Source organism: Pseudomonas sp. P4_B4 (assembly GCF_056402255.1).
In genome coordinates, this window is record NZ_JBFUHS010000004.1 from 95,235 (window position 1) to 118,435 (window position 23,201).

The following is a 23,201-nucleotide window of genomic DNA, read 5'->3' on the forward strand; positions in this document are numbered from 1 at the left end:
ACATTCGCGTGATATGACCGACTCCAGTCTCTGCGCAAGCCCATCGAGCTTGAAAATCTACTTCCGCCTGCTCGGCTATGTTCGGCCGTACATCAGCCTGTTCCTGATCAGCATCGTCGGTTTTCTGATTTTCGCTTCGACTCAGCCAATGCTGGGCTACATCCTCAAGTACTTCGTCGACGGTCTATCCAACCCTGAAGCGGCGCTGTTTCCAACCGTGCCCTACCTGCGGGATCTGCAACTGCTGCAGGCGGTGCCGTTGTTGATCATCCTGATCGCCGCGTGGCAGGGGTTGGGGTCGTACCTGGGCAACTACTTCCTGGCCAAGGTTTCCCTTGGTCTGGTCCATGATTTGCGGGTCCAGCTGTTCAACAACCTGCTGGTGTTGCCAAACCGGTATTTCGACAAGCATAACTCGGGGCACCTGATTTCACGTATCACCTTCAACGTGACCATGGTCACGGGGGCGGCAACTGATGCGATCAAGGTCGTAATTCGTGAAGGCATGACGGTGATCTTCCTGTTTGCCTCGCTGCTGTTCATGAACTGGCGTCTGACGCTCGTCATGGTCGCCATCCTGCCGTTGATTGCCATCATGGTGCGTACGGCCAGCAAGAAATTCCGCAAGCAGAGCAAGAAAATCCAGCTGGCCATGGGGGACGTGACGCATGTAGCGTCCGAAACGATCCAGGGTTATCGCGTGGTACGCAGCTTCGGCGGTGAAAAGTACGAAGAAAAACGCTTCTTCGACGCCAGCCAGGGCAACACCGACAAGCAATTGCGCATGACCCGTACCGGCGCCATCTACACGCCGCTGCTGCAATTGGTGATCTACACCGCCATGGCCGTGCTGATGTTCCTGGTGCTGTTCCTGCGGGGCGATGCGTCCGCCGGCGATATGGTGGCCTACATCACCCTGGCCGGCCTGCTGCCCAAGCCGATTCGCCAGCTGTCCGAAGTCAGCTCGACCATCCAGAAGGGCGTGGCCGGTGCTGAAAGTATCTTCGAGCAACTGGATGTCGAGCCTGAAGTCGATACCGGCACCGTCGAGCGTGATGTCGTCAGCGGTCGCCTGGACGTGCGCAACCTCAGTTTTACCTACCCTGACACCGAGCGTCAGGTACTCAATGACATCAGTTTCTCGGTCGAGCCCGGGCAAATGGTGGCATTGGTGGGCCGTTCGGGCAGCGGCAAGTCGACCCTGGCCAACCTGATTCCGCGCTTCTATCACCACGACAAGGGCGAAATCCTCATCGATGGCGTCGAAGTGGAGCAGTACAAGCTGTTGAACCTGCGTCGGCATATCGCCCAGGTGACTCAGCACGTGACGCTGTTCAGCGACACCGTGGCCAACAATATCGCCTATGGCGACCTGGCCGGCGCACCCCGCGAAGACATTGAAAAAGCGGCCAAGGATGCCTACGCGATGGACTTCATTGCTCAATTGCCTGAAGGCCTGGACACCCAGGTCGGGGAAAACGGCGTGCTGCTGTCCGGTGGCCAGCGCCAGCGCCTGGCGATTGCCCGTGCACTGTTGAAGAATGCTCCGCTGCTGATTCTCGATGAGGCGACTTCGGCACTCGATACCGAGTCCGAGCGGCATATTCAGGCAGCCCTGGATCAGGTCATGAAAGGTCGCACCACGCTGGTGATCGCTCACCGGCTGTCGACCATCGAGAAGGCCGATCTGATCCTGGTCATGGATCAGGGGAAAATCGTCGAGCGCGGCACCCATGAACAACTGCTGGCGCAAAACGGCTACTACTCGCGCCTCAACGCGATGGGCCTCGACGCCCCGGCCGAAGACATCGCCTGATCCTGAAAGGGCGAGCCTGGCTCGCCCTTTCGCATACCCGGCGTGCAACGCGTCCGGTGATTTGTATCCAGACCTTTACGCTTCTTGACCAAACCGGAATAAATCTCGGAAACGTGCTTGTTAAGGTTCCTGAACGAACTTTGACTTGAATCGAGAGGGCCATCCCTTTCCCGCGGGTGTCTGCATGTTGCAACGTTATCTCTGGAAACTGTTGCCCAAGCCGCAACGGGCTTTTCTGCTGGGGCGCCTGTCGGTCGTGGACCGTCAAGTGGTGAACAAGTCGATGTCGGCCAGCGTCAGTTTCCCCAAACCCTTCGAGCTGCGTTCCTGCCTGTTCATCCACGTCCCCAAATGTGCCGGCAGCAGTGTCTGTGCGGCCATGTTTGACGACTGGAGTCCGGGCCACTTGCCGTTGTACTGGTACGAGCAGCAATTTCCCGAGCAGTTTGCCGCCAGCTTCAAGTTCGCGTTCGTTCGCGATCCGCTGGAAAGGGCTTACTCGGCTTACGCATTCCTGCGGGGCAATGCCTTGGGGAAACGGGATCACGCGGCGCAGAAACTGGTCAGCCACTACCGTGACTTTGATGACTTCGTCGGCCGCTGGCTGCACCCGGAAACGATCCAGCGACAGTTGCACTTCGCCGCGCAAACGGACTTCCTGACGGACTCCATGGGGCATCTGGCGCTGGATTTCGTCGGCTACCAGGAACACCTGGAGCGGGATTTCAGGCAGGTTTGCGAGCAATTGGGCTATCCGGTGGAACTGCCCCACGTGAACCGGTCGCAGCAGCGGCGCCCGACGCTGGCGCGCGAGTTCTGCACGGTACGCACCCGCAGGCTGGTACGGCGGGTCTATCAGCGTGATTACGAGACGCTAGGATATGAATGAAGCCGTGTCGTTGTCCCGCCACTCGATCAGGCCCTACCCGTTATTGCTGTCGAGCGAGGACCGTGCTGCCCTCAAGTCGCAGACACCACGCTGTCTCTGGTTGACGGGGTTGTCAGGGGCTGGCAAGTCGACCCTGGCCAACGCACTGGAGCTGCAACTCAATCAACAGGGGCTGCACACGTTTGTGCTCGATGGCGACAACCTGCGTGCCGGTCTGTGCCGTGACCTGGGGATGGGGGCTGAATGCCGTCGGGAAAATATCCGGCGCACTGCCGAGGTGGCGCGCCTGATGGTCGACGCGGGGCTGATCGTGATCGTCGCGGCAATCTCGCCGTTCCGGGCCGAACGCGAGGCTGCGCGTCGATTGTTTGCCGATGGAGACTTCATCGAGGTGTTTGTGAGCACGCCGTTTGCGGTTTGCGCGCAACGTGATCCCAAGGGTTTGTATCGGGCTGCCCGTGAAGGCCGGATCAAGGATTTCACCGGCATCGACAGTCCCTATGAGGCGCCGCTGCACGCGGAGTGCGAAATCGATACACAGACGATGGAAATGAGCGAGGCGTGCTGTCGTCTGGCCGGTTTTCTGCTCAAAAAATGAGCAATAAAACCCGGCGAATCATCCGGTTGCAGCCACCGCACAAGCCGACACCAACCCTGTGTTAATATCGCGCCCCTGTTCATTCTGTATGTGGGTTGCACCATGAAGTTGTCCATGCCGCGATTCGATCAAGCCCCTGTCTTGGTAGTCGGCGATGTCATGCTCGACCGTTACTGGCATGGTGGTACCTCACGGATTTCTCCTGAGGCGCCGGTGCCGGTGGTCAAGGTCGATCACATCGAAGACCGCCCGGGCGGTGCTGCCAACGTTGCCTTGAACATTGCCGCCCTGGGGGCTCCGGCCTCGCTGGTCGGTGTAACCGGCGACGATGAAGCCGCCAACAGCCTGGTCAACAGCCTCAAGGGCGCCGGCGTGCGGGCCATCTTCCAGCGCATTGCGCACCAGCCGACCATCGTCAAGCTGCGGGTCATGAGCCGTCACCAGCAGCTGCTGCGTATCGACTTCGAAGAGCCCTTCGCCACCGACGCGCTGGCGCTGGCCGCTCAGGTCGACGAGTTGCTCGAAGGCATCAAGGTGGTGGTGCTGTCCGACTACGGCAAAGGCGCGCTGAAAAACCATCAGGCGCTGATCCAGGCCGCCCGTGCCCGTGGCATTCCGGTGCTGGCCGATCCGAAGGGCAAGGATTTCTCGATCTACCGCGGTGCGAGCCTGATCACACCAAACCTCAACGAATTCGAAACCATCGTCGGTGGTTGCGCCGATGAGCACGAATTGGTGAGCAAGGGCGCGCAACTGATGCACGACCTGGAACTCGGTGCCTTGCTGGTGACCCGTGGCGAGCACGGCATGACCTTGCTGCGCCCGGATCATCCGGCGTTGCACTTGCCGGCCCGTGCCCGTGAAGTGTTCGACGTGACCGGTGCCGGCGATACGGTGATTTCCACCCTGGCGGCCGCGATTGCCGCTGGCGAAGAGCTGCCCCACGCGGTGGCGTTGGCCAACCTGGCGGCGGGTATCGTGGTCGGCAAGCTCGGTACGGCGGCCATCAGTGCGCCGGAACTGCGTCGTGCGATTCAGCGCGAGGAGGGTTCCGAGCGCGGTGTGCTGGGTCTTGAGCAACTGTTGCTGGCGGTCGATGATGCCCGTGCGCACAACGAACGGATCGTGTTCACCAACGGTTGCTTCGACATCCTGCATGCCGGCCACGTGACCTATCTGGAACAGGCGCGGGCCCAGGGCGATCGCCTGATCGTCGCGGTCAACGACGATGCATCGGTCAGCCGCCTGAAGGGGCCGGGCCGTCCGATCAACAGCGTCGACCGGCGCATGGCTGTGCTGGCCGGTCTGGGTGCGGTGGACTGGGTCATCAGTTTCTCGGAAGGCACTCCGGAAAACCTGCTGAGCGCGGTCAAGCCGGACGTGCTGGTCAAGGGCGGCGACTACGGGATCGACCAGGTGGTCGGCGCGGACATCGTGACGGCCTACGGCGGTACCGTGAAAGTGCTGGGGCTGGTGGAAAACAGCTCGACCACGGCGATTGTCGAGAAGATCCGCAAGTCCTGATTGTGGCGTGGGTTTGTTGTGGCCAGGGGGTAAGCCCCTAGCCACAAGAGCCCACTTGATCTTGCTATCGTGCCGCCTTGCGCGGCACGATTTTCTTCAGCAGCAATTTGGCCTTCCCGCGCAACCGCGCCAACCCTGAATCCTTCACCGGCGGGGTCAGACCCTGCTGCCTCACCCAGTCCTTCCAGCGAATTCGCTCATCGCGAACCAACCAACCTTCCTGTCGGGCAAAGCTCTCGGCCAGATACAGTCCGCGCGTGCTGGCCGGGTACAGCTGATCCTTTTTCAAGGTGTAGAGCTCAGCCATCGGGTGTCCGTCCTGCAAGGGCATCAAGTACAGATCGGGGCGCTTGCGGTCGAGGCGGGCAACGAGTTGATCACCTTCCAGTCGCTCATCGACATGGAACAGGCTCAGGGATTTGGCTTCCTTGGGAACGTCCAGGCGCAAGTCGTAAATCAGTTGCAGTGACGCCGTTGGCAAATGCACGTAAGCCCGCGGGCGCTCTATCAGCATCAGGTTGGCGCAACGTACCGGCCGCGCCGAGCCGGACAGTGGCGACAAGCGAAACGGCAGGGCTTCACGGTAATGCAGGGCGGCTGAGTAGGGCGCTGGCAGCCAGGTGTCATTGAATCGTCCACCGAGCCAGCCTTCCGGGGTTTCCAGCAGGCATTCTTCGGCTATCTCCTGGATCGCCGTGTGCAAGGGCAGGTTCAGTTCATGGGCCGGCACGTAACCGGAGATCAGCTTGAGCACCACATCGCCACGGTCCTGCCGGCGTTGGCGCACCAGCACCCAATAGTCGCGATTCTGCCAATGCAGGGTCAGGCGCACCGAAACCCCGAGGTTGGCCAGCTCCAGGGCAAACCGTTCGCTGTCGCCGACCGTCACCGGCCGACGACGTTGCAGGGTCTGGGAGAAATTCAGCGGCCTGCCGACGCTCTGATAAGCCAGGCCTTCGGGGGTCGCTTCGACGAATAACGGCAGGGTCTTGAAGTTGCTCGGGTTCTTTCTGATGAGCGTACGCGACATGTCGGCTCCTGCTTAAGGCCGCGTGGGCGGCGTCAGTGGCTACGTAGGACCTGGGCAACGGTCGCGACATTGTGGGCGAGGTGCAGCGGATTGATGGTCCCGACAATAGCACTGGCAACACCCGGATGTTCAAACAACAACTCGAAACTGGCGCGCACCGGATCCACGCCCGGACTCAGGCATACATGACCACTGGCGAGGGCTTTTTTGACCAGAATGGCTTTGCCGTGTGCAGCAGCATAGTCAATGACGGCCTTCTCGTTTTGTTCGTTGAGATTGTAGGTGACCATCGCGCAGTCGCCTTGCTCCAGCGCCTTCAAGCCGCCGTCGACGGTTTTGCCAGAAAAGCCGAAACCGCGAATCTTGCCTTCGGCCTTGAGCTCGGCGAGGGTTTCGTAGACTTCGCAGTCATTGAGGATCGCCAGGTCGTTACCGTCGGAGTGCACCAGCACCAGGTCGATGAAGTCCGTTTCCAGGCGTTGCAGGCTGCGTTCCACCGACATACGTGTGTGTGCGGCGCTGAAATCGTGATGGGACTGGCCGTCGGCAAACTCTTCGCCGACCTTGCTGACAATCACCCAGTCCTGACGCTGGCCGCGCAGCAACGGGCCGAGGCGTTCTTCGCTACGACCATAGGCCGGGGCGGTGTCGATCAGGTTGATGCCCAGGTCGCGGGCGAGTTTGAGCAGCATGCGTGCTTCATCGTCATCGGGAATCCGGAAGCCGTTGGGGTACTTCACCCCTTGGTCGCGGCCCAGTTTCACGGTGCCCAGGCCCAGGGGTGAAACCAGCAGGCCGGTGCTGCCCAACGGGCGATGCAAGTCGTGCAGGGTCGGTTGGCTCATGGCAGCAGTTGCTCCCAGGCAGGTACGCCCATCGGCGGCTTCGGCAGGTCAGGCAGTGCTGCCGGGTGGCTTGGCTGGATACCGTCGCGGGTCAGGCTGGCGATCACACGGTCGGCGAAGTCCGGCGCCAGGGCGAGTTTGGTCGGCCAGCCCACCAGCAGTCGGCCTTCCTCGGCCACAAAGGCGTTGTCGGGACGGGTCAGGCCTGATTGCAGCGGTTCGGCGCGATCCACGCGCAAGGTGGCCCATTGCACCGTGCTCAGGTCGATCCATGGCAGCAATTGGCCGAGTTCTTTCTGTGCGGTGGCGATCTGCTCGGCGGGCTCACGGGTCACGCCTTCGGATTCCGCGATATCGCCGCCCAGGTACCAGACCCACTGGCCATCCGCCGCCGGGTGCGTGGTCACAGTGATGCGCGGCTTGGTGCCGCCGCCCAGGCAGTGGGCGTACAGTGGTTTGAGGCTTGGACCCTTGGCGATGATCATGTGTAACGGGCGGCGCTGCATGGCGGGCTGGCTCAGGCCCAGCGATTCAAGCAATGCCGCGGTTCCGGCGCCGGCGCTCAGGACGATGCGCTGGGCACGGATCTCGCGCTCGTCCACCTTCAGGCCGACCAGCACGCCGCCTTCCAGCAGCGGCTCGATCTTCTGCCCGGCGAGCAAGCCATCGCCGGCCAGATCGGCCAGGCGCTGGATCAGGCTCGGCACATCGACCACCAGTTCCGCCAGGCGATAGACCTTGCCCTTGAAGCGCTTGTCTTGCAGGGCTGGCGGCAATTGTTCGCCCTTGACCTGATCGACGCGACCGCGCACGGCTTTGCTGGCAAAGAAACTGGTGAGGTTGCCGGCGAGGGTGCCGGGGGACCACAGGTAATGGGCTTCGGACAGCAGGCGCACGCCGGTCAGGTCCAGCTCGCCGTCACCGGCCAGGGCTTCACGCCAGCGGCGCGGCATGTCGGCGATGGCTTCCGAGGCGCCCGTCAGGGCGCCATGCAGCGCGTATTTGGCGCCGCCGTGGATGATGCCCTGGGACTTCACACTCTGCCCGCCGCCGAGGCTGGCGCTTTCCACCAGCACGGTCGAAAACCCCTGGCGACGCAGGCGCGCATTCAGCCAGAGGCCGGCGACACCAGCGCCGACAATCAGCACGTCGGTGGAAATAACGGATGGCATTCGGCGACCTCTGTGTTCAAAGCGAAGCCGCAAGTTTCAAGCTTCAAGCTTCAAGCTGCAAGCAAGAGTGGGAGAATATCCCTCTTGCAGCTTATGGCTTGCAGCTTGTAGCTGCTCTTAATGCCCCGCAGTTTTGGAGAACAGCTGGATGACCACAACACCCAGCACAATCAACGCCATCCCCAGCATCGCTGGCACGTCCAGCTTCTGCCCATAGACAAACAGCGCCGCGACGCTGACCATCACGATCCCCATGCCGGCCCACACGGCGTAAGCCACGCCCACCGGAACGCTGCGCACCACCAGGGTCAGCATCCAGAAGGCAATGCCGTAACCGACGATGACCAGCACCAGTGGCAGCGGGGTGCTGAGACCCTTGACGGCTTTCATCGAAACAGTGGCAATCACTTCGGCGCAGATGGCAATGGCCAGGTAGTAGTAGGCGGTCATGGGTCAATCCTCGTGTGAAGTGTTGCTCTCTGAGGTCGGCATTCTAGAGATTCGCCAGATGCGGTAAAGTCATTACCTATCTGCTTAGAAGATGGGTTGAGCCATGAACATGCAATGGAATCTGGAGCAGCTGCGGTTGTTTGTCAGCGTAGCGGAGCAGCGTTCGTTTTCTGCCGTGGCGCGGGATCAGCGCAAGGCGCAGTCGGCGGTCAGCAGTTCGATAGCGTTGCTGGAAGAAGACCTGGGTGTCAGCCTGTTCGACCGCAGCAGCGGCCGTCAGCCGAAACTCACTGAAGCCGGCACGGCTTTGCTGGACGAAGCGCGGGAGGTGTTGCGCCAGTGCGAACGGCTCAACGGCCGGGCGCTGGCGATGATGCGCGGGCAGGAGGCGCGACTGCGTGTGGCGCAGGATGAGGCGATGCCTTATCAACCGATCATCGAAAGCTTCGAGGCCCTGGCGGAAAAATTCCCCAGCCTTGAAGTGCAACTGACCAGCGCCGCCCAAGGCGATGTCGCGCGCAAGCTGGTGGAGCGGCGCGCCGATCTGGGGCTGCTGTTCTTTCACGATCAGATTCCCGAGGCACTAGAGCGGCGGGTGCTGGGCAGCGTGGAAATGGTCACAGTGTGCGGCAAGGATCATCCGTTGGCGCGCAAAGGCGCAGTGGACGGCCAACAACTGGCGCAACATCGGCAGTTGCTGATGTCCACGGAGTCGAGCATTTATCCCGGCAGTGATCCGGCCAGCCCACAGGTGTGGCGTGCCGACAGTTTCTATGTGATGGCCGAATGGCTGGTGCGTGGCCTCGGCTGGGCTTGGTTGCCACGCCACGTGGTGCAGTACCCGACCTATCAGAACCAGATGGTCGAACTGGTCAGCGAATGGACCCCGCCGGCCCTGGTGGTGGAACTGGTATGGCGCCGGGATGAGCCGCTCGGTCCGGCCGCGCGCTGGCTCGCCGAACGTTTTGCCGTGCACTTGCAGGCGATTGGCGAAAAAAGCCGATAAACTCCGCCGCCATGAATAGAACTCTCTACACCGTGCTGTTTTATCTGGGGCTGCCATTGGTAGCGATTCGGCTTTGGCTGCGCGCGCGCAAGGCGCCGGCGTATGCCAGGCGCATCGGCGAGCGCTTTTCCTGCGGGATGCCGTCGATGAAGCCGGGCGGCATCTGGGTGCACGCCGTGTCGGTGGGCGAAAGCATAGCGGCCGCACCGATGATCCGCGCCTTGCTGGCGCGTTATCCGGATCTGCCGATTACCGTGACCTGCATGACGCCGACCGGTTCGGAACGCATCCATGCACTGTTCGCCAATGAGTCGCGCATCCAGCACTGTTATCTGCCCTATGACCTGCCTTGCGCTGCCCGGCGCTTCCTCGATCGGGTCCAGCCGAAACTGGCGGTGATCATGGAAACCGAACTGTGGCCCAACCATATCCATCAATGCGCCAAACGCGGGATCCCCGTGGCGCTGGCCAATGCGCGATTGTCCGAGCGTTCGGCCAGGGGCTACGGCCGGTTCCGCAAACTGACTCAGCCGATGCTGGCCGAAATGAGCCTGTTCGCGGTGCAGACCGAAGCCGAAGCCCGGCGTTTTCTTGACTTGGGGGCGCGGGCGGAAACCGTCGAAGTGACCGGTTCGATCAAGTTCGACCTGACCATCGACCCGCAACTGCTGGCGCGCGCCGTTGAGCTGCGAGGGCAATGGCAGGCGCTGGAGCGACCGGTGTGGATCGCGGCCAGTACCCATGACGGCGAAGACGAGGTGGTGCTGGCGGCCCATCGTCAGTTGTTGGTCAATCACCCCGATGCTTTGTTGATTCTGGTGCCGCGTCATCCGGAACGCTTCAATTCGGTGTACGGGTTGTGCCAGCAACAAGGGTTTGCCACGGTCCGGCGTTCCAGCGGCGATGGAGTCAGCGCGAATACTTCAGTGCTGCTGGGCGACACCATGGGCGAGTTGCTGTTTCTCTACGCCTTGGCTGACAGTGCATTCGTCGGCGGCAGCCTGGTGCCGAATGGCGGTCATAACCTGCTGGAGCCGGCGGCCCTCGCTAAACCGGTGCTGAGCGGGCCGCATCTTTTCAACTTCCTCGAAATCGCCGCACAGTTGCGCAGTGCCGGGGCGTTGCAGGAAGTGGAGGATGCCGAAGGGCTGGCGGTGGCGGTGCAGCGGCTGTTCGAACTGCCACGTGATGCGCAGCGCATGGCAGAGGCCGGGTTGAACGTGATGCGCGCCAATCAGGGCGCATTGCAGCGCTTGCTGGATGGGTTGGGGCGGTTGATCGAGCGTTAGACCGAGTTGTATTCATTCGCGAGCAGGCTCGCTCCCACACTCGAAACGCTGTGGGAGCGAGCCTGCTCGCGAAGCTTTTGCTTTTACTGCTCCGGTCGCGCTTTCAACTGCTCCTCCGCAGCCTTGGCCAGATCCGGCGGCAGGAAGTCCTTGTCCGGGTTGTAGTTTGGATTGAGCCAGCGTGCCAGGACTTGCAGATCCCCGGGGTTCAACGTGCCGGCCTGTTGCTTCAAGCGCAGGTTGTCGAGGATGTAGTCGTAGCGGGTGTTGTTGTAGTCGCGCACCGAGGTGTAGAGCTGACGTTGCGCATCCAGCACGTCGACGATGTTTCGCGTACCCACCTGATAGCCGATTTCAGTCGCTTCCACCGCGCTCTGGTTGGAGATGATCGATTGCTTGCGCGCCTGTACCTGCTCGACATCGGTGTTCACCGCGCGGTGCAGGTCGCGGGTGTTTTCCACGATTTGCCGGCGCAGGGATTCGCGTTGCTGCTCGGTCTGGTCCAGTTGTGCATAGGACTGACGCACCTGGGAGTTGATCAAACCACCACTGTAGATCGGGATGTTCAGTTGCAGGCCAACGGTCGTTTGCTCGACGTTGCCGCCGTACGGCAGGGGCTGGTTGTTCGGGTTGCTGAAGCCCAGTGCGTCGTTGTCGCCTTTCTCGTACTTGGCGATCGCGTCAACCGTTGGCAAGTGCCCGGACCTGCGTTGCTTGAGGGTTTGCTCGGCGGCGCTAACGGCATAGTTGCTGGCCAACAGATTGAGGTTCTGCCTGCCCGCGGTTTCGACCCAGGCCTTGGCGTCGTTCGGTACTGGCGGCAGGATCGGCAAGTTATGGCTGATGCCCCAGATCGAGTTGTACTGGCGGTTGGTCAGGGTGATCAATGCTTCAAAGGCGTCGTCCACCTGGCGCTGCGCAACGATGCGGTTGGCGCGTGCGGTGTCGTAGCTGGCTTGTGAGTTCAATACGTCGGTCTTGTCCGAGAGACCGACATCGAAACGCTCGTTGGATTGATCGAGCTGGCGTTTGAACGCCGCTTCTTCGGCCTTGGTCGAGGCCAGGTTGTCCTGGGTGCGCAGCACGTTGAAATAGCTGTCAGCGGTTTGCAGGATCAGGTTTTGCTCGGTCGCCGAGAGTTGCAGGGCGGCCTGTTCGTTGACTTCCTTGGCGGCCTGGAACTGGAACCAGCGGTCAGCCCGGAACAGCGGCTGCGCCAAAGTGGCCTGGTAGGAATGAGCATCGCGGTTGGACGTGGCGGACGGCTGATCGAGATCCGTACGCACCTCTGAAATATTCGCGCCGCCCGAGAGGTTCGGCAGCAGCCCGGCGCGGGCCTGGGGTACGACTTCTTTCTGCGCGCCGTATTGGGCGATGGCAGCCGCCAGATCGGCGTTGTTGTTGACGGCTTCCTGATAAACGCTGACCAGGTCCGTCTTGGTCGATAAGGGCGCATCTGCTGCCCAGGCCATTCCGTTGGACGCACAAGACACGGCGAGGGCCAGTGAGAGTTTGCGCAGCATAGACGATCCCTAGAATTGATATTACAGAGGTAATTTGAGCGCCAAGGCTAAGGCCCCGCTTTGACAGCGTCAATGCCGGCTCAGCGTAGCGAGTGTAGTTGTGCATCGGGGCTGCAACAATCCTGATACTGCGTGTAATTACGCCATTCATCATGGTATTTGCCGTGGGGTTGGCGTTCTTTGCCAGTTGTGTCTAGACTGGCCGGGTTCTTGTCGGGGTGCCTTGCTATGAGGCTGAGATCGAATAAATTCGGATCCCGTTGAACCTGATCAGGTTAGCGCCTGCGTAGGGAACAAGATTTCTCGTCACCCGGCGAGTCCTCTTGTGCTTCGTCCGGGATGTTGTTCGACAATCGAACACCCCTCGAGCACTGAGCACAGCACAGCTGGCTTTCCCAGCGCCCGTGCGTCCATTCGTTTACAGGTTCGCTCCGACAAAAATCCACTGCCTGGATGTGTGTCTGGAGAGCCCGTGATGACTACAAAAGCAAAAAACGCCACCAACCTGAGTGACTCGGCCAAGGTCGATCAGCAATCGGTTCAGCCGTTTACCCGCTCGCAAAAAATCTATGTTCAGGGCACTCGCCCGGACATCCTCGTGCCGATGCGCGAAATCAGCCTCGACGTGACGCCGACCGACTTCGGCGGCGAGGTCAACGCACCGGTAGTGGTGTATGACACCTCGGGCCCCTACACCGACCCCAATGTCATCATCGATGTGCGCAAGGGCTTGGCCGACGTGCGTTCGCCGTGGATCGAATCCCGTGGCGATACCGAGCGTCTGAGCGGCCTGAGCTCGAATTTCGGCCAGGAGCGCCTTGCCGATCCGGAGCTGACCAAGCTGCGCTTCGCTCACGTCAACAACCCGCGCCGCGCCAAGCCGGGTGCCAACGTCAGCCAGATGCACTACGCGCGCCAAGGCATCATCACCGCCGAGATGGAATACGTTGCCATCCGCGAAAACATGAAGCTGGAAGTGGCCCGCGCCGCCGGCCTGCTGGACCAGCAACACGCCGGCCACAGCTTCGGCGCCAGTGTGCCGAAAATCATCACCCCCGAATTCGTCCGTGACGAAATCGCCCGTGGCCGCGCGATCATTCCGGCCAACATCAACCACACCGAACTGGAACCGATGATCATCGGCCGTAACTTCCTGGTGAAGATCAACGGCAACATCGGTAACAGCGCACTGGGTTCGTCGATCGAAGAAGAAGTGGCGAAACTGACCTGGGGTATTCGCTGGGGTTCGGACACGGTCATGGACCTGTCCACCGGCAAGCACATCCACGAAACCCGCGAGTGGATCATCCGTAACTCGCCGGTGCCGATCGGTACGGTGCCGATCTACCAGGCCCTGGAAAAAGTCGGCGGTGCGGCCGAAGACCTGACCTGGGAGCTGTTCCGCGACACGCTGATCGAGCAGGCCGAGCAGGGTGTCGACTACTTCACCATCCACGCTGGCGTGTTGCTGCGCTACGTGCCGATGACCGCCAAGCGCGTGACCGGCATCGTCTCCCGTGGCGGTTCGATCATGGCCAAGTGGTGCCTGGCGCACCACAAAGAGAACTTCCTCTACACCCATTTCGAAGACATCTGCGAAATCATGAAGGCCTACGACGTCAGCTTCTCGCTGGGCGATGGCCTGCGTCCGGGTTCGATTGCCGACGCCAACGACGAAGCGCAGTTCGGCGAACTGGAGACCCTCGGCGAGCTGACCAAGATTGCCTGGAAACACGACGTGCAGTGCATGATCGAAGGCCCGGGCCACGTGCCGATGCAGTTGATCAAAGAGAACATGGACAAGCAGCTGGAGTGCTGCGACGAGGCGCCGTTCTACACCCTCGGCCCGCTGACCACCGACATCGCGCCGGGCTACGATCACATCACCTCCGGTATCGGTGCGGCGATGATCGGCTGGTTCGGTTGCGCCATGCTCTGCTACGTCACGCCGAAGGAGCACCTGGGCCTGCCGAACAAGGATGACGTGAAGACCGGGATCATCACCTACAAGATCGCTGCGCATGCCGCCGATCTGGCGAAGGGTCACCCGGGGGCACAGATCCGCGACAATGCCTTGAGCAAGGCGCGTTTCGAGTTCCGTTGGGAAGACCAGTTCAACCTGGGCCTCGATCCGGACACCGCTCGTTCGTATCACGATGAAACCCTGCCGAAGGATTCGGCCAAGGTCGCGCACTTCTGCTCAATGTGCGGGCCGAAATTCTGCTCGATGAAGATCACTCAGGAAGTCCGTGAGTACGCGGCCAACCAACGGATCGAAGCGGTCGACGTGGACGTCGCCCAAGGCATGGCCGAACAGGCCGAGCGCTTCAAGCAGGAAGGCAGTCAGCTTTACCAGAAAGTTTGATCTGACCTGGGATTGACGGTGCCTTTGGTGCCGTCTTCGCGAGCAAGCCCGCTCCCACATTTGATCTCCTGTGAACACAGATTTTGTGTATGACAGAGGCCAAATGTGGGAGCGGGCTTGCTCGCGAAAGCGCCAATTCAGACACCGAAACTCCCAATAACAAAATGTGTTCCTCTGAGATAACACCCTTGAGCATTCAACCCAGTACTTACTCTCCCGATATCGCGGTGCCGAGCGACAAACGTGTGTTCGGCGGCCGCGATCTGTTTTCCTTATGGTTCTCCCTCGGCATCGGCCTGATGGTGTTGCAGACCGGCGCATTGCTCGCGCCAGGCCTTGGCTTGTCCGGTTCGTTGCTGGCGATTTTTCTCGGCACCCTGGTCGGCGTTCTGCTGCTGGCGGCGGTCGGGGTGATCGGCAGTGACACCGGCCTGTCGTCGATGGCCGCGCTCAAGCTCAGCCTCGGTACCAAAGGCGCGAGCCTGCCGGCGGTGTTGAACCTGCTGCAACTGATCGGTTGGGGTTCGTTCGAAATCATCGTCATGCGCGATGCCGCCAGTCTGTTGGGCGCCAAGGCCTTCAGCGAAGGCAGTCTGCTGTCAAATCCCGTTCTGTGGACGCTGTTCTTCGGCGCACTGGCGACCTTGTTGGCCGTTAGCGGTCCATTGACGTTCGTGCGGCAGATCCTGCGCAAATGGGGTATTTGGCTGCTGCTGGCCGCATGCACCTGGCTGACCTGGAACCTGTTCGCCAAGGCTGACCTGGCCGCGTTGTGGGCCCAGGCCGGTGACGGTTCGATGCCGTTCGCCGTGGGTTTCGACATCGCCATTGCCATGCCGCTGTCGTGGTTGCCGCTGATCGCCGACTACTCGCGCTTTGGCAAACGGGCGAAAAACGTCTTCGGTGGCACCGCCATCGGTTTCTTCATCGGTAATTTCTGGCTGATGAGCCTGGGCGTGGCCTACACCCTGGCGTTCGCGCCGAGCGGTGAAGTCAATGCCTTGCTGCTGGCGCTGGCCGGCGCCGGCCTGGGGATTCCGCTGCTGCTGATTCTTCTGGATGAATCGGAAAACGCTTTTGCCGATATTCACTCGGCGGCGGTGTCCAGCGGGATTCTGTTGCGCGCCAAAGTCGAGCATCTGGCGTTGGCCATCGGCGTTATCTGCACGCTGATTGCCCTGCTGGCGCCGTTGGCCCAGTACCAGAACTTCCTGCTGCTGATCGGTTCGGTGTTTGCGCCGTTGTTCGGCGTGGTGCTGGTGGACCACTTCATTCTGCGCAAGCGCAGCGCCCAGGTGGCCTCGGCCGCACTGCGCTGGCCGGCACTGCTCGCCTGGCTGGGCGGGATCAGCACCTATCATTTGTTGGCCAACCTGTATCCGGATGTCGGTGCAACCCTGCCGGCACTGGTAGTGGCAGGGTTGCTCCAGCTAGTGCTGGGCCGGGCCTTCAGTTACGGCCGGGAAACAGCTCGGGCTTGATGATGCCGTTCAGGCGAGGGTAGGGGATCTTCAGTTCGACATGGCCCAGCGCGTAAGGCGCGATGGTGCTGGTTTCGTACTTGAGGATCACCCCACCGTAGGTCAGCGCCACGTTCTGGGTTTTCTGGAACGGCCAGCTCTTCACGAACTCCGGTTCCTGATCGAGCTTGGTGCTGATCAACCAGCTGTTGTGTGCCACCTGCGCGGCTTTCCAGAACGCGTCTTCCTGCCCCGGCACCAGCATGTCCGACAGCGTCAGCACTTTATGCTGCTGGCGCGAATAGTTGATGAAACCTCGACCTGGGGTGCCATGGGCACCGCCAGTGTCCAGATAGCTGGACAACTCGACGATCACCAAGCCGTCATGCTGCTCACGTACCTTTGCCTGTAAGTAGCTGCTGTTGCGCGGGCCGGCGGTGCGCAAAAACTCTTCGCGATAGGCTGCCAGGGTCGGGGCGACCGGCGCGTCGGGCGAGGTGCGGGTCATTTGCAGCAGGCGTTTTTCGATGATGCCGTCCAGTGCAGGCTCGTCCGCAAAGTGCAGGGTGTCGATGTTGACCAGCGGGCAATCGGGGTTGCTGCAACCGGGCTTGAGTTGCTCGGAGGCGTCGCGGGTGGTTTCCAGCGGCGTCCGGTAGTTGGGCTGGAACAGGCTCGCGCAAGCGCCCAGGGTCAGGGCGATAGCGGCCACGGAGGCGATTTTGAAAAGCGACATGAGCGTCCTTTCTGAAACAGGGGAAGGCAAAAAGTTACCGGCTTCGACTCTCAACAAAGCAGTCAGTTCGCCACTAAGCTAATTAGAGTGGGTTTCGCCCTCACCGTCCATCCCGCTGACGGGAAAGGGGCTGCATCAAACGTCACGGGCGCGTTAGGATGGCGCGAAGTCGAGGCCCAGGAAAAAAAGCAGCCTCGAACAGGATTTGCAGTAAAAGAGGATAGTCATGACGGATTTTGCCAACGCCATTCCGACCGCCGTTGATATCGTGCGGCGCGAAAAGTGCTACGAGGGCTTCTACAAACTCGAACGCGTGCACTTGCGCCACGAATTGTTCGCCGGGGGCATGAGCCGCGAGATCAATCGTGAAGTATTCGTTCGCCATGACGCGGTATGCATGCTGCCTTACGATCCGCAGCGCGATGAAGTGGTGCTGATCGAGCAGTTTCGCGTCGGTGCCATGGGCAAGACCGACAACCCGTGGCTGATCGAACTGGTCGCTGGTCTGATCGACAAGGATGAAGTGCCGGAAGCAGTTGCTCACCGCGAGGCGCAGGAGGAAGCTGGGCTGGTAATCGGGGCGCTCTGGCCGATGCTCAAATACTTTCCATCGCCGGGCGGCAGCAACGAGTTCGTGCATTTGTACCTGGGGCGTTGTGACACCACCGGGGTTGGCGGCCTGCATGGGCTGGAGGAAGAGGCAGAAGATATTCGCGTCACGGTCTGGGCTTTCGAAGATGCCCTGCAAGCCGTGCGCGACGGGCGTATTGCCAACGCGGCGAGCATCATTGCCTTGCAATGGCTGGCTTTGAACCGTGTTGAAGTGAGGGGGTTATGGTCGTAAACAAGCTGCGCGATCGCTATCGGGTGGACCTGGTGGGGCTGCAAGCGTCCTGCGAGGCGAACTACGCACGCCTGATGCGACTGCTGCCGGACATGCGCAGCGAGCCTGCCGCGCGGCGCATCGCCGTGACCCATGGCGACCAGATGCTCGGTGTGCTGGCACTGGAGGTGCTGCTGACCTGTCCTTACACCACGACCCTGCAAGTGCGTCAGGAACACAGCCTGCCCTGGCTGCCGGTGCCGCAACTGGAAGTGCAGGTCTATCACGACGCGCGCATGGCCGAAGTGGTCAGCGCCGAACATGCACGACGCTTTCGCGGCATCTATCCTTACCCGAACGCCTCGATGCACCAGCCGGACGAAAAGGCCCAGCTGAACATGTTTCTGGGCGAATGGCTGAGCCATTGCCTGGCGCTGGGGCATGAGTACGAAGTCGTACGGTAATTGAGCAACGCAGTTGTGAACTGCGTCAGGTTCAACGATTTCCCCTTTCGATCGTCCCCCAGCATAATTGCGGCACTTACCCATCCCCGTGATCACGCCCTGGGAGAACGCCTTGCCGAGCGTATCCACATTGACCACCGCCGATCCGGCGTTGCTGGTGCAACTCTCCGACAGCCACCTGTTTGCCGAAGCGGACGGCGCGTTGCTGGGCATGAATACCCGCGACAGCCTGCAAAAGGTCATCGAGCTGGTGCGCGCGCAACAGCCGCGGATTGACTTGATCCTGGCCACGGGTGATCTGTCCCAGGACGGGACGCTGGAGTCCTACCAGCAGTTTCGCGACATGACGCGCCAGCTCGATGCGCCGGCGCGCTGGATTCCCGGCAATCACGATGAGCCGTGGATCATGGCTGAGGCGGCGGTGCAGAGCGCTTTGCTCGAACCGGTGGTGGATATCGGCAACTGGCGGGTCACGTTGCTCGATTCGGCGGTGCCAGGCTCGGTGCCGGGTTATTTGCAGGATGAACAGCTGCAGTTGCTCGCCCGCTCGTTGAGCGAAGCGCCGGAACGTCATCATCTGGTGTGCTTCCACCATCACCCGGTGTCCATCGGTTGCGCATGGATGGAGCCGATTGGCTTGCGCAATCCCGAGGCGCTGTTCGCCGTGCTGGAGCGTTTCGAACAGGTGCGCGCGGTGTTGTGGGGGCATGTGCATCAGGAGATCGACCAGATGCGCAATGGCGTACGTTTGATCGCCTCGCCCTCGACTTGCATCCAGTTCGAGCCCGGCAGCGAGGATTTCAAGGTCGGGGAACAGGCACCGGGCTATCGCTGGTTGCGGCTGCTGCCCGACGGGCGGCTGGAAACCGGGGTGGAGCGGGTCACCGGGTTTGATTTCACTGTGGATTACGGTTCCAACGGCTACTGATTTTTTCATTTTTTCTGGAAAACCTGGTCGCGCCCTTCGCGAGCAAGCCCGCTCCCACAGGGGGGCTTGTGACCGACGCAGGTCCAGTGTGGGAGCGGGCTTGCTCGCGAAGGCGTCTACACAGACGCCGTGAATTCTGCGGATATCCCCGATTCTCCCGAGTCCCTGTAAACTCCGCCTCTTTAGCCGACGCACAGGGAGCTCAAATGTCCGGTTCGATCCTTTATATCCACGGCTTCAACAGCTCGCCGTTGTCGAAGAAGGCCTGCCAGTTGATCGACGTGATGGAGCGCCTGGGCCTGAGCGAACACTTGCGCGTTCCGGCATTGCACCACCACCCGCGCCAGGCTATCGAGCAGCTGGAGCGGGCGATTACCGAGCTGGGGCGGCCACTGCTGGTCGGCAGCTCGCTCGGCGGCTACTATGCCACTCACCTGGCCGAGCGCCATGGCTTGAAAGCCCTGTTGATCAACCCTGCCGTCAGCCCGCACCGGATGTTCGACGGCTTTCTGGGGACGCAGAAAAACCTGTATACCGAAGAGACCTGGGAAATGACCCACGACCATGTGACGGCCCTGGCCGAACTGGAAGTGCCGGCGCCCCAGGAGCCGCAGCGTTATCAGGTATGGTTGCAAACGGCTGACGAAACGCTGGACTATCGCCTCGCCCAGCAGTATTACCGGGCATGCGCCTTGCGTATCCAGGCCGGAGGCGACCACAGTTTCCAGGGTTTAGCCGGGCAATTGCCGGCCATGTTGAGTTTTGCCGGCATTGGCGCCGATTTGTATCAGGCAATCGATTTCACCGCATTGTGAGCGATAGCCCCATGAATTCTTTTTTCACCGAACACTGACGACGAGACCCCATGGCCACTCCCAGCGCTAGCTCTTATAACGCAGACGCCATCGAAGTCCTCTCGGGCCTCGACCCGGTGCGCAAACGCCCCGGCATGTACACCGACACCAGTCGGCCGAACCACCTTGCCCAGGAAGTCATCGACAACAGTGTCGACGAAGCCTTGGCCGGGCATGCCACATCGGTGCAAGTGATCCTGCATGCCGACCATTCCCTGGAAGTCAGCGACAACGGCCGTGGCATGCCGGTGGACATTCACCCCGAGGAAGGTGTTTCGGGCGTCGAGTTGATCCTCACCAAGCTTCATGCTGGTGGCAAGTTTTCCAACAAGAACTACCAGTTCTCTGGCGGTTTGCACGGTGTGGGTATTTCCGTGGTCAACGCCTTGTCGACCGAAGTGCGAGTGCGGGTAAAGCGTGATGGCAACGAATACCAGATGACCTTCAAGGATGGCTACAAGGCCACCGAGCTGGAAATCGTCGGCACTGTCGGCAAGCGCAATACCGGCACCAGCGTGTTCTTCGCGCCGGATCCGAAATACTTCGACTCCCCGAAATTCTCCATCAGCCGCCTCAAGCACGTGCTCAAGGCCAAGGCCGTGTTGTGCCCGGGGCTGCTGGTCAGCTTTGAAGACAAGGCCACCGGCGAGAAAGTCGAATGGCATTACGAGGACGGCCTGCGTTCCTATCTGGTGGATGCGGTCAGCGAATTCGAGCGCCTGCCGGACGAGCCGTTCTGCTGCAGCCTGGCCGGTAATAAAGAAGCGGTGGATTGGGCGCTGCTGTGGCTACCCGAAGGTGGCGACGCGGTTCAGGAAAGCTACGTCAACCTGATCCCGACCGCCCAGGGCGGCACCCACGTCAACGGTCTGCGCCAGGGCCTGCTCGACGCCATGCGCGAGTTCTGCGAATTCCGCAGCCTGTTGCCACGCGGCGTGAAGCTGGCGCCGGAAGACGTCTGGGAGCGCATCGCCTTCGTTCTGTCGATGAAGATGCAGGAACCGCAATTCTCCGGCCAGACCAAGGAGCGGCTGTCTTCTCGTGAAGCGGCGGCGTTTGTCTCCGGTGTGGTCAAGGATGCGTTCAGCCTGTGGCTCAATGCCAACACGGAAACCGGCATGCTGCTGGCGGAACTGGCGATCAACAACGCCGGTCGTCGCCTCAAGGCCAGCAAGAAGGTCGAGCGCAAACGCATTACCCAAGGCCCGGCGCTGCCTGGCAAGCTGGCCGATTGTGCCGGGCAAGACCCGATGCGTTCCGAGCTGTTCCTGGTCGAAGGTGATTCCGCTGGCGGCTCGGCCAAGCAGGCGCGGGACAAGGAATTCCAGGCGATCCTGCCGTTGCGCGGCAAGATCCTCAACACCTGGGAAGTCGACGGCAGCGAAGTGCTGGCCAGTCAGGAAGTGCACAACATCGCCGTGGCCATCGGCGTCGATCCGGGCGCGGCGGACATGAGCCAGCTGCGCTACGGCAAGATCTGCATCCTCGCCGACGCCGACTCCGACGGTCTGCACATCGCGACCTTGCTGTGCGCCTTGTTCGTCCAGCATTTCCGCCCGTTGGTGGATGCCGGTCACGTCTACGTCGCGATGCCGCCGTTGTACCGCATCGACCTGGGCAAAGAGATCTACTACGCCCTCGATGAAGCCGAACGCGATGGCATCCTCGATCGCCTGGTGGCCGAGAAGAAGCGCGGCAAGCCGCAAGTCACCCGATTCAAGGGGCTGGGCGAAATGAACCCGCCGCAGCTGCGCGAGACCACCATGGACCCGAACACTCGGCGTCTGGTGCAATTGACCCTGGAAGATTTCGAGGCTACCTCGGAAATGATGGACATGCTGCTGGCGAAGAAACGCGCTGGCGATCGCAAGACCTGGCTGGAGTCCAAGGGCAACCTGGCCGAGGTGCTGGGCTGATGCGTCTGGGCTTTGCCCTGGCCTGTGGGTTGCTGCTGACGTCGATCACGGTATCTGCCGAGCCGGCGCCACAGCTGCGCCTGTTGTCCGGGCATGTCGTCGACGGCATGCGCGGAGGCAACCTGTCCGGGCTGGCGCAGTGCGGTCATGATCTGTGGGCGGTTTCCGACCGCGACGATGACCAGATCTACCGCCTCGATACCAGCGAATCTGCCTGGCAGGCACAAACGGTGCACATCGACGTACCGCTGGTGCCTGACAGCGGTTTGCCTTGGGGGCTGAAGTCTCGCGTCTGGGGGGCTTCGTTCGTGCGTGGCGGTGATCTGGACTTTGAAGGCATCACCTGCGACAGCGCCGGCAATCGTTACATCGTCAGCGAAGGCCATGCCGCTGTCTTGCAAGTGCCGCCAACGGGGCCTGCCGCCTGGCTGAAAATTTCGCCGATGCTGGTTCGCGAGGCACGGGCCAGAGGCCTGCTGTTGCAATTCAATGCGCTGTTCGAAGGGCTGGCGGTCAATCAGGCGGGCGATCAGATGTGGTTCGCCGCCGAGCGGCAAGGCCGGGGATTGCTGATGATCAAGCGCAAACAGACCCTGTGGGAATGCGACGGTGGCTGCGTGCTGCTGAGCGAGGCGGGCATGGAAATGCAGCCCGAGCAGTTTCCCCATGCCGAAGCCGTGCCGCGGGACTTCTCTGACCTGTCGCTGTTCAACGGCAAGCTGTTCACCCTTGAACGCAACGCCTACCAGATCTGCCGCCGGGATCCGCAGACGGCCAAGGTCGAGCGCTGCTGGTCGTACGCCGCCGAGTTGTTGCAGGAAAACCGTCGTTATCCACAGAACTACGGACTGGAAGAAGCGTTGATCGTGGATGCCGACGGCGCCTGGATCGGTGTCGACAATAACTTCGGCGCGCGCGCCGATGGCGAAGTCCGTCCGGTGGTCTGGCGCTTTGCTGCACCGGAAGGTGGCTGGAGTGCCAAGCCATGAGACAACAAACCCCGGGTCAGCGCATCGGCCGGGTGTTTATGGTGTTGGCCTGGTGTGCGGCGCTGTTTCTGGCCACGCGGTTTTTCGGTCAGTGGGAAGCGCGTCAGCAAAATCCGAATGTGGTGGTCAGCTCGGAGCAGGGCGAAGGTTTCATTGAGGTGAAACTGGTGAGCAATGTGCAGGGGCATTTCGTCGTCAGCGGCCAGATCAACGGCCAGCCGGTGGACTTCATGCTCGACACCGGCGCGACCGATGTGTCGATTCCGGCGGACCTGGCCAAGCGTTTGAAGCTCGAAGAAGGATTCGGCGTGACCCTGAGCACGGCCAATGGCCTGAGCCAGGGCTATCGCACCCGTATTGAACGCCTGCAACTGGGCGACATCGTGCTGCGGGATGTACGCGCACTGGTGGCCCCGGGGCTGCATGGCGATCAGGTGTTGCTCGGCATGAGCGCACTGAACAAACTTGAATTTACCCAGCGCGGTGGCACCATGCTGCTGCGCCAGACAACGAACCGATGAGGC

General features: G+C 61.3%; 21 protein-coding genes and 1 riboswitch. Of the genes, 15 read left to right on the top strand and 6 right to left on the bottom strand.

Annotation, left to right across the window (positions count from 1 at the left end; translation table 11 throughout):
* The first annotated feature begins 13 nt into the window (after nucleotides 1-13).
* The 4 genes from msbA to hldE all read left to right on the top strand — a co-directional run bounded on the left by msbA (nucleotide 14) and on the right by hldE (nucleotide 4,827).
* The gene (msbA, locus tag AC1DVE_RS06720; RefSeq protein WP_223461487.1) at nucleotides 14-1,816 is read left to right on the top strand and encodes a lipid A export permease/ATP-binding protein MsbA; all 1,803 of its coding nucleotides are present in this window, start codon (nucleotides 14-16) and stop codon (nucleotides 1,814-1,816) included.
* A 184-nt stretch (nucleotides 1,817-2,000) separates the two neighbouring features.
* On the top strand, nucleotides 2,001-2,705 hold the full coding sequence (locus AC1DVE_RS06725) for a sulfotransferase family 2 domain-containing protein (RefSeq protein ID WP_223535228.1): 705 nt from the start codon (nucleotides 2,001-2,003) through the stop codon (nucleotides 2,703-2,705).
* Nucleotides 2,698-3,303: an adenylyl-sulfate kinase gene (gene cysC / locus AC1DVE_RS06730; RefSeq protein WP_223461491.1), complete on the top strand. Its 606-nt coding sequence runs from the start codon at nucleotides 2,698-2,700 to the stop codon at nucleotides 3,301-3,303. Before AC1DVE_RS06725 ends, cysC begins: the two co-directional genes overlap by 8 nt.
* Before the next feature lie 102 nt (nucleotides 3,304-3,405).
* Nucleotides 3,406-4,827: a bifunctional D-glycero-beta-D-manno-heptose-7-phosphate kinase/D-glycero-beta-D-manno-heptose 1-phosphate adenylyltransferase HldE gene (gene hldE, locus AC1DVE_RS06735; RefSeq protein WP_223461493.1), complete on the top strand. Its 1,422-nt coding sequence runs from the start codon at nucleotides 3,406-3,408 to the stop codon at nucleotides 4,825-4,827.
* Nucleotides 4,828-4,891: 64 nt separating this feature from the next.
* Here the strand turns inward: hldE and AC1DVE_RS06740 are convergent, their stop codons facing one another.
* The 4 genes from AC1DVE_RS06740 to AC1DVE_RS06755 all read right to left on the bottom strand — a co-directional run bounded on the left by AC1DVE_RS06740 (nucleotide 4,892) and on the right by AC1DVE_RS06755 (nucleotide 8,324).
* Nucleotides 4,892-5,857, bottom strand: a complete 966-nt coding sequence (locus AC1DVE_RS06740) for a metal ABC transporter ATPase (RefSeq protein WP_223461495.1) — start codon at nucleotides 5,855-5,857, stop codon at nucleotides 4,892-4,894.
* A gap of 32 nt (nucleotides 5,858-5,889) precedes the next feature.
* Nucleotides 5,890-6,702 (bottom strand): aldo/keto reductase, encoded by an 813-nt coding sequence (locus AC1DVE_RS06745; RefSeq protein WP_223461497.1) that lies wholly within the window; start codon nucleotides 6,700-6,702, stop codon nucleotides 5,890-5,892.
* Entirely contained in the window at nucleotides 6,699-7,874 is a 1,176-nt protein-coding gene (locus AC1DVE_RS06750) for an NAD(P)/FAD-dependent oxidoreductase (RefSeq protein WP_223461498.1), read from the bottom strand. The genes AC1DVE_RS06745 and AC1DVE_RS06750 overlap by 4 nt, the downstream gene beginning before the upstream one ends.
* Before the next feature lie 117 nt (nucleotides 7,875-7,991).
* Nucleotides 7,992-8,324 carry a DMT family transporter gene (locus AC1DVE_RS06755; protein WP_223461500.1) on the bottom strand — a complete coding sequence of 111 codons (333 nt, stop codon included), beginning with the start codon at nucleotides 8,322-8,324 and terminating at the stop codon, nucleotides 7,992-7,994.
* Nucleotides 8,325-8,427: 103 nt separating this feature from the next.
* Here AC1DVE_RS06755 and AC1DVE_RS06760 point away from each other — a divergent pair, with 103 nt between their 5' ends.
* Both AC1DVE_RS06760 and waaA read left to right on the top strand, forming a co-directional pair.
* Nucleotides 8,428-9,330 carry a LysR family transcriptional regulator gene (locus AC1DVE_RS06760; protein ID WP_223461502.1) on the top strand — a complete coding sequence of 301 codons (903 nt, stop codon included), beginning with the start codon at nucleotides 8,428-8,430 and terminating at the stop codon, nucleotides 9,328-9,330.
* A gap of 11 nt (nucleotides 9,331-9,341) precedes the next feature.
* Nucleotides 9,342-10,619 (top strand): lipid IV(A) 3-deoxy-D-manno-octulosonic acid transferase, encoded by a 1,278-nt coding sequence (gene waaA / locus AC1DVE_RS06765; protein WP_223461504.1) that lies wholly within the window; start codon nucleotides 9,342-9,344, stop codon nucleotides 10,617-10,619.
* 83 nt (nucleotides 10,620-10,702) lie between these two features.
* Here waaA and AC1DVE_RS06770 read toward each other — a convergent pair whose 3' ends face one another.
* The gene (locus AC1DVE_RS06770) at nucleotides 10,703-12,142 is read right to left on the bottom strand and encodes a TolC family outer membrane protein (protein ID WP_223461506.1); all 1,440 of its coding nucleotides are present in this window, start codon (nucleotides 12,140-12,142) and stop codon (nucleotides 10,703-10,705) included.
* Nucleotides 12,143-12,346: 204 nt separating this feature from the next.
* A riboswitch (TPP riboswitch) is annotated at nucleotides 12,347-12,452 on the top strand.
* 165 nt (nucleotides 12,453-12,617) lie between these two features.
* Between AC1DVE_RS06770 and thiC the strand changes: the two genes are divergently transcribed.
* A complete protein-coding gene (gene thiC / locus AC1DVE_RS06775; protein WP_223461508.1) occupies nucleotides 12,618-14,507 on the top strand; it encodes a phosphomethylpyrimidine synthase ThiC in 1,890 nt (629 codons plus the stop codon).
* A gap of 188 nt (nucleotides 14,508-14,695) precedes the next feature.
* Complete coding sequence (gene cytX, locus AC1DVE_RS06780) at nucleotides 14,696-15,988, top strand: putative hydroxymethylpyrimidine transporter CytX (RefSeq protein WP_223461509.1); 1,293 nt, start codon at nucleotides 14,696-14,698, stop codon at nucleotides 15,986-15,988.
* Here the strand turns inward: cytX and AC1DVE_RS06785 are convergent.
* Nucleotides 15,957-16,703, bottom strand: a complete 747-nt coding sequence (locus AC1DVE_RS06785; protein ID WP_223461511.1) for an RsiV family protein — start codon at nucleotides 16,701-16,703, stop codon at nucleotides 15,957-15,959. The genes cytX and AC1DVE_RS06785 overlap by 32 nt on opposite strands.
* A 226-nt stretch (nucleotides 16,704-16,929) precedes the next feature.
* Here AC1DVE_RS06785 and AC1DVE_RS06790 point away from each other — a divergent pair, with 226 nt between their 5' ends.
* The 7 genes from AC1DVE_RS06790 to AC1DVE_RS06820 all read left to right on the top strand — a co-directional run bounded on the left by AC1DVE_RS06790 (nucleotide 16,930) and on the right by AC1DVE_RS06820 (nucleotide 23,198).
* A complete protein-coding gene (locus AC1DVE_RS06790) occupies nucleotides 16,930-17,547 on the top strand; it encodes an NUDIX domain-containing protein (protein WP_008016925.1) in 618 nt (205 codons plus the stop codon).
* A complete protein-coding gene (locus AC1DVE_RS06795; RefSeq protein ID WP_007977461.1) occupies nucleotides 17,538-17,990 on the top strand; it encodes a DUF1249 domain-containing protein in 453 nt (150 codons plus the stop codon). The genes AC1DVE_RS06790 and AC1DVE_RS06795 overlap by 10 nt, the downstream gene beginning before the upstream one ends.
* A gap of 112 nt (nucleotides 17,991-18,102) precedes the next feature.
* Nucleotides 18,103-18,918, top strand: coding sequence for a 3',5'-cyclic-AMP phosphodiesterase (cpdA, locus tag AC1DVE_RS06800; protein WP_223461513.1), 816 nt, complete (start codon nucleotides 18,103-18,105; stop codon nucleotides 18,916-18,918).
* 206 nt (nucleotides 18,919-19,124) lie between these two features.
* The gene (locus tag AC1DVE_RS06805) at nucleotides 19,125-19,733 is read left to right on the top strand and encodes a YqiA/YcfP family alpha/beta fold hydrolase (RefSeq protein ID WP_223461515.1); all 609 of its coding nucleotides are present in this window, start codon (nucleotides 19,125-19,127) and stop codon (nucleotides 19,731-19,733) included.
* Nucleotides 19,734-19,783: 50 nt separating this feature from the next.
* Complete coding sequence (gene parE, locus AC1DVE_RS06810; RefSeq protein ID WP_223532248.1) at nucleotides 19,784-21,688, top strand: DNA topoisomerase IV subunit B; 1,905 nt, start codon at nucleotides 19,784-19,786, stop codon at nucleotides 21,686-21,688.
* Nucleotides 21,688-22,677 carry an esterase-like activity of phytase family protein gene (locus AC1DVE_RS06815; RefSeq protein WP_223461519.1) on the top strand — a complete coding sequence of 330 codons (990 nt, stop codon included), beginning with the start codon at nucleotides 21,688-21,690 and terminating at the stop codon, nucleotides 22,675-22,677. The genes parE and AC1DVE_RS06815 overlap by 1 nt, the downstream gene beginning before the upstream one ends.
* Nucleotides 22,674-23,198, top strand: a complete 525-nt coding sequence (locus tag AC1DVE_RS06820) for a retropepsin-like aspartic protease family protein (protein WP_223461521.1) — start codon at nucleotides 22,674-22,676, stop codon at nucleotides 23,196-23,198. Before AC1DVE_RS06815 ends, AC1DVE_RS06820 begins: the two co-directional genes overlap by 4 nt.
* The last annotated feature ends 3 nt before the right edge of the window (nucleotides 23,199-23,201 follow it).

What these genes read in the sequence shown, in the direction of transcription:
- msbA (WP_223461487.1), top strand. Translation starts at nt 14, where the DNA reads ATGACCGACTCCAGTCTCTGCGCAAGCCCATCGAGCTTGAAAATCTAC.
- AC1DVE_RS06725 (WP_223535228.1), top strand. Translation starts at nt 2,001, where the DNA reads ATGTTGCAACGTTATCTCTGGAAACTGTTGCCCAAGCCGCAACGGGCT.
- cysC (WP_223461491.1), top strand. Translation starts at nt 2,698, where the DNA reads ATGAATGAAGCCGTGTCGTTGTCCCGCCACTCGATCAGGCCCTACCCG.
- hldE (WP_223461493.1), top strand. Translation starts at nt 3,406, where the DNA reads ATGAAGTTGTCCATGCCGCGATTCGATCAAGCCCCTGTCTTGGTAGTC.
- AC1DVE_RS06740 (WP_223461495.1), bottom strand. Translation starts at nt 5,857, where the DNA reads ATGTCGCGTACGCTCATCAGAAAGAACCCGAGCAACTTCAAGACCCTG.
- AC1DVE_RS06745 (WP_223461497.1), bottom strand. Translation starts at nt 6,702, where the DNA reads ATGAGCCAACCGACCCTGCACGACTTGCATCGCCCGTTGGGCAGCACC.
- AC1DVE_RS06750 (WP_223461498.1), bottom strand. Translation starts at nt 7,874, where the DNA reads ATGCCATCCGTTATTTCCACCGACGTGCTGATTGTCGGCGCTGGTGTC.
- AC1DVE_RS06755 (WP_223461500.1), bottom strand. Translation starts at nt 8,324, where the DNA reads ATGACCGCCTACTACTACCTGGCCATTGCCATCTGCGCCGAAGTGATT.
- AC1DVE_RS06760 (WP_223461502.1), top strand. Translation starts at nt 8,428, where the DNA reads ATGAACATGCAATGGAATCTGGAGCAGCTGCGGTTGTTTGTCAGCGTA.
- waaA (WP_223461504.1), top strand. Translation starts at nt 9,342, where the DNA reads ATGAATAGAACTCTCTACACCGTGCTGTTTTATCTGGGGCTGCCATTG.
- AC1DVE_RS06770 (WP_223461506.1), bottom strand. Translation starts at nt 12,142, where the DNA reads ATGCTGCGCAAACTCTCACTGGCCCTCGCCGTGTCTTGTGCGTCCAAC.
- thiC (WP_223461508.1), top strand. Translation starts at nt 12,618, where the DNA reads ATGACTACAAAAGCAAAAAACGCCACCAACCTGAGTGACTCGGCCAAG.
- AC1DVE_RS06785 (WP_223461511.1), bottom strand. Translation starts at nt 16,703, where the DNA reads ATGTCGCTTTTCAAAATCGCCTCCGTGGCCGCTATCGCCCTGACCCTG.
- AC1DVE_RS06790 (WP_008016925.1), top strand. Translation starts at nt 16,930, where the DNA reads ATGACGGATTTTGCCAACGCCATTCCGACCGCCGTTGATATCGTGCGG.
- AC1DVE_RS06795 (WP_007977461.1), top strand. Translation starts at nt 17,538, where the DNA reads ATGGTCGTAAACAAGCTGCGCGATCGCTATCGGGTGGACCTGGTGGGG.
- AC1DVE_RS06805 (WP_223461515.1), top strand. Translation starts at nt 19,125, where the DNA reads ATGTCCGGTTCGATCCTTTATATCCACGGCTTCAACAGCTCGCCGTTG.
- parE (WP_223532248.1), top strand. Translation starts at nt 19,784, where the DNA reads ATGGCCACTCCCAGCGCTAGCTCTTATAACGCAGACGCCATCGAAGTC.
- AC1DVE_RS06815 (WP_223461519.1), top strand. Translation starts at nt 21,688, where the DNA reads ATGCGTCTGGGCTTTGCCCTGGCCTGTGGGTTGCTGCTGACGTCGATC.
- AC1DVE_RS06820 (WP_223461521.1), top strand. Translation starts at nt 22,674, where the DNA reads ATGAGACAACAAACCCCGGGTCAGCGCATCGGCCGGGTGTTTATGGTG.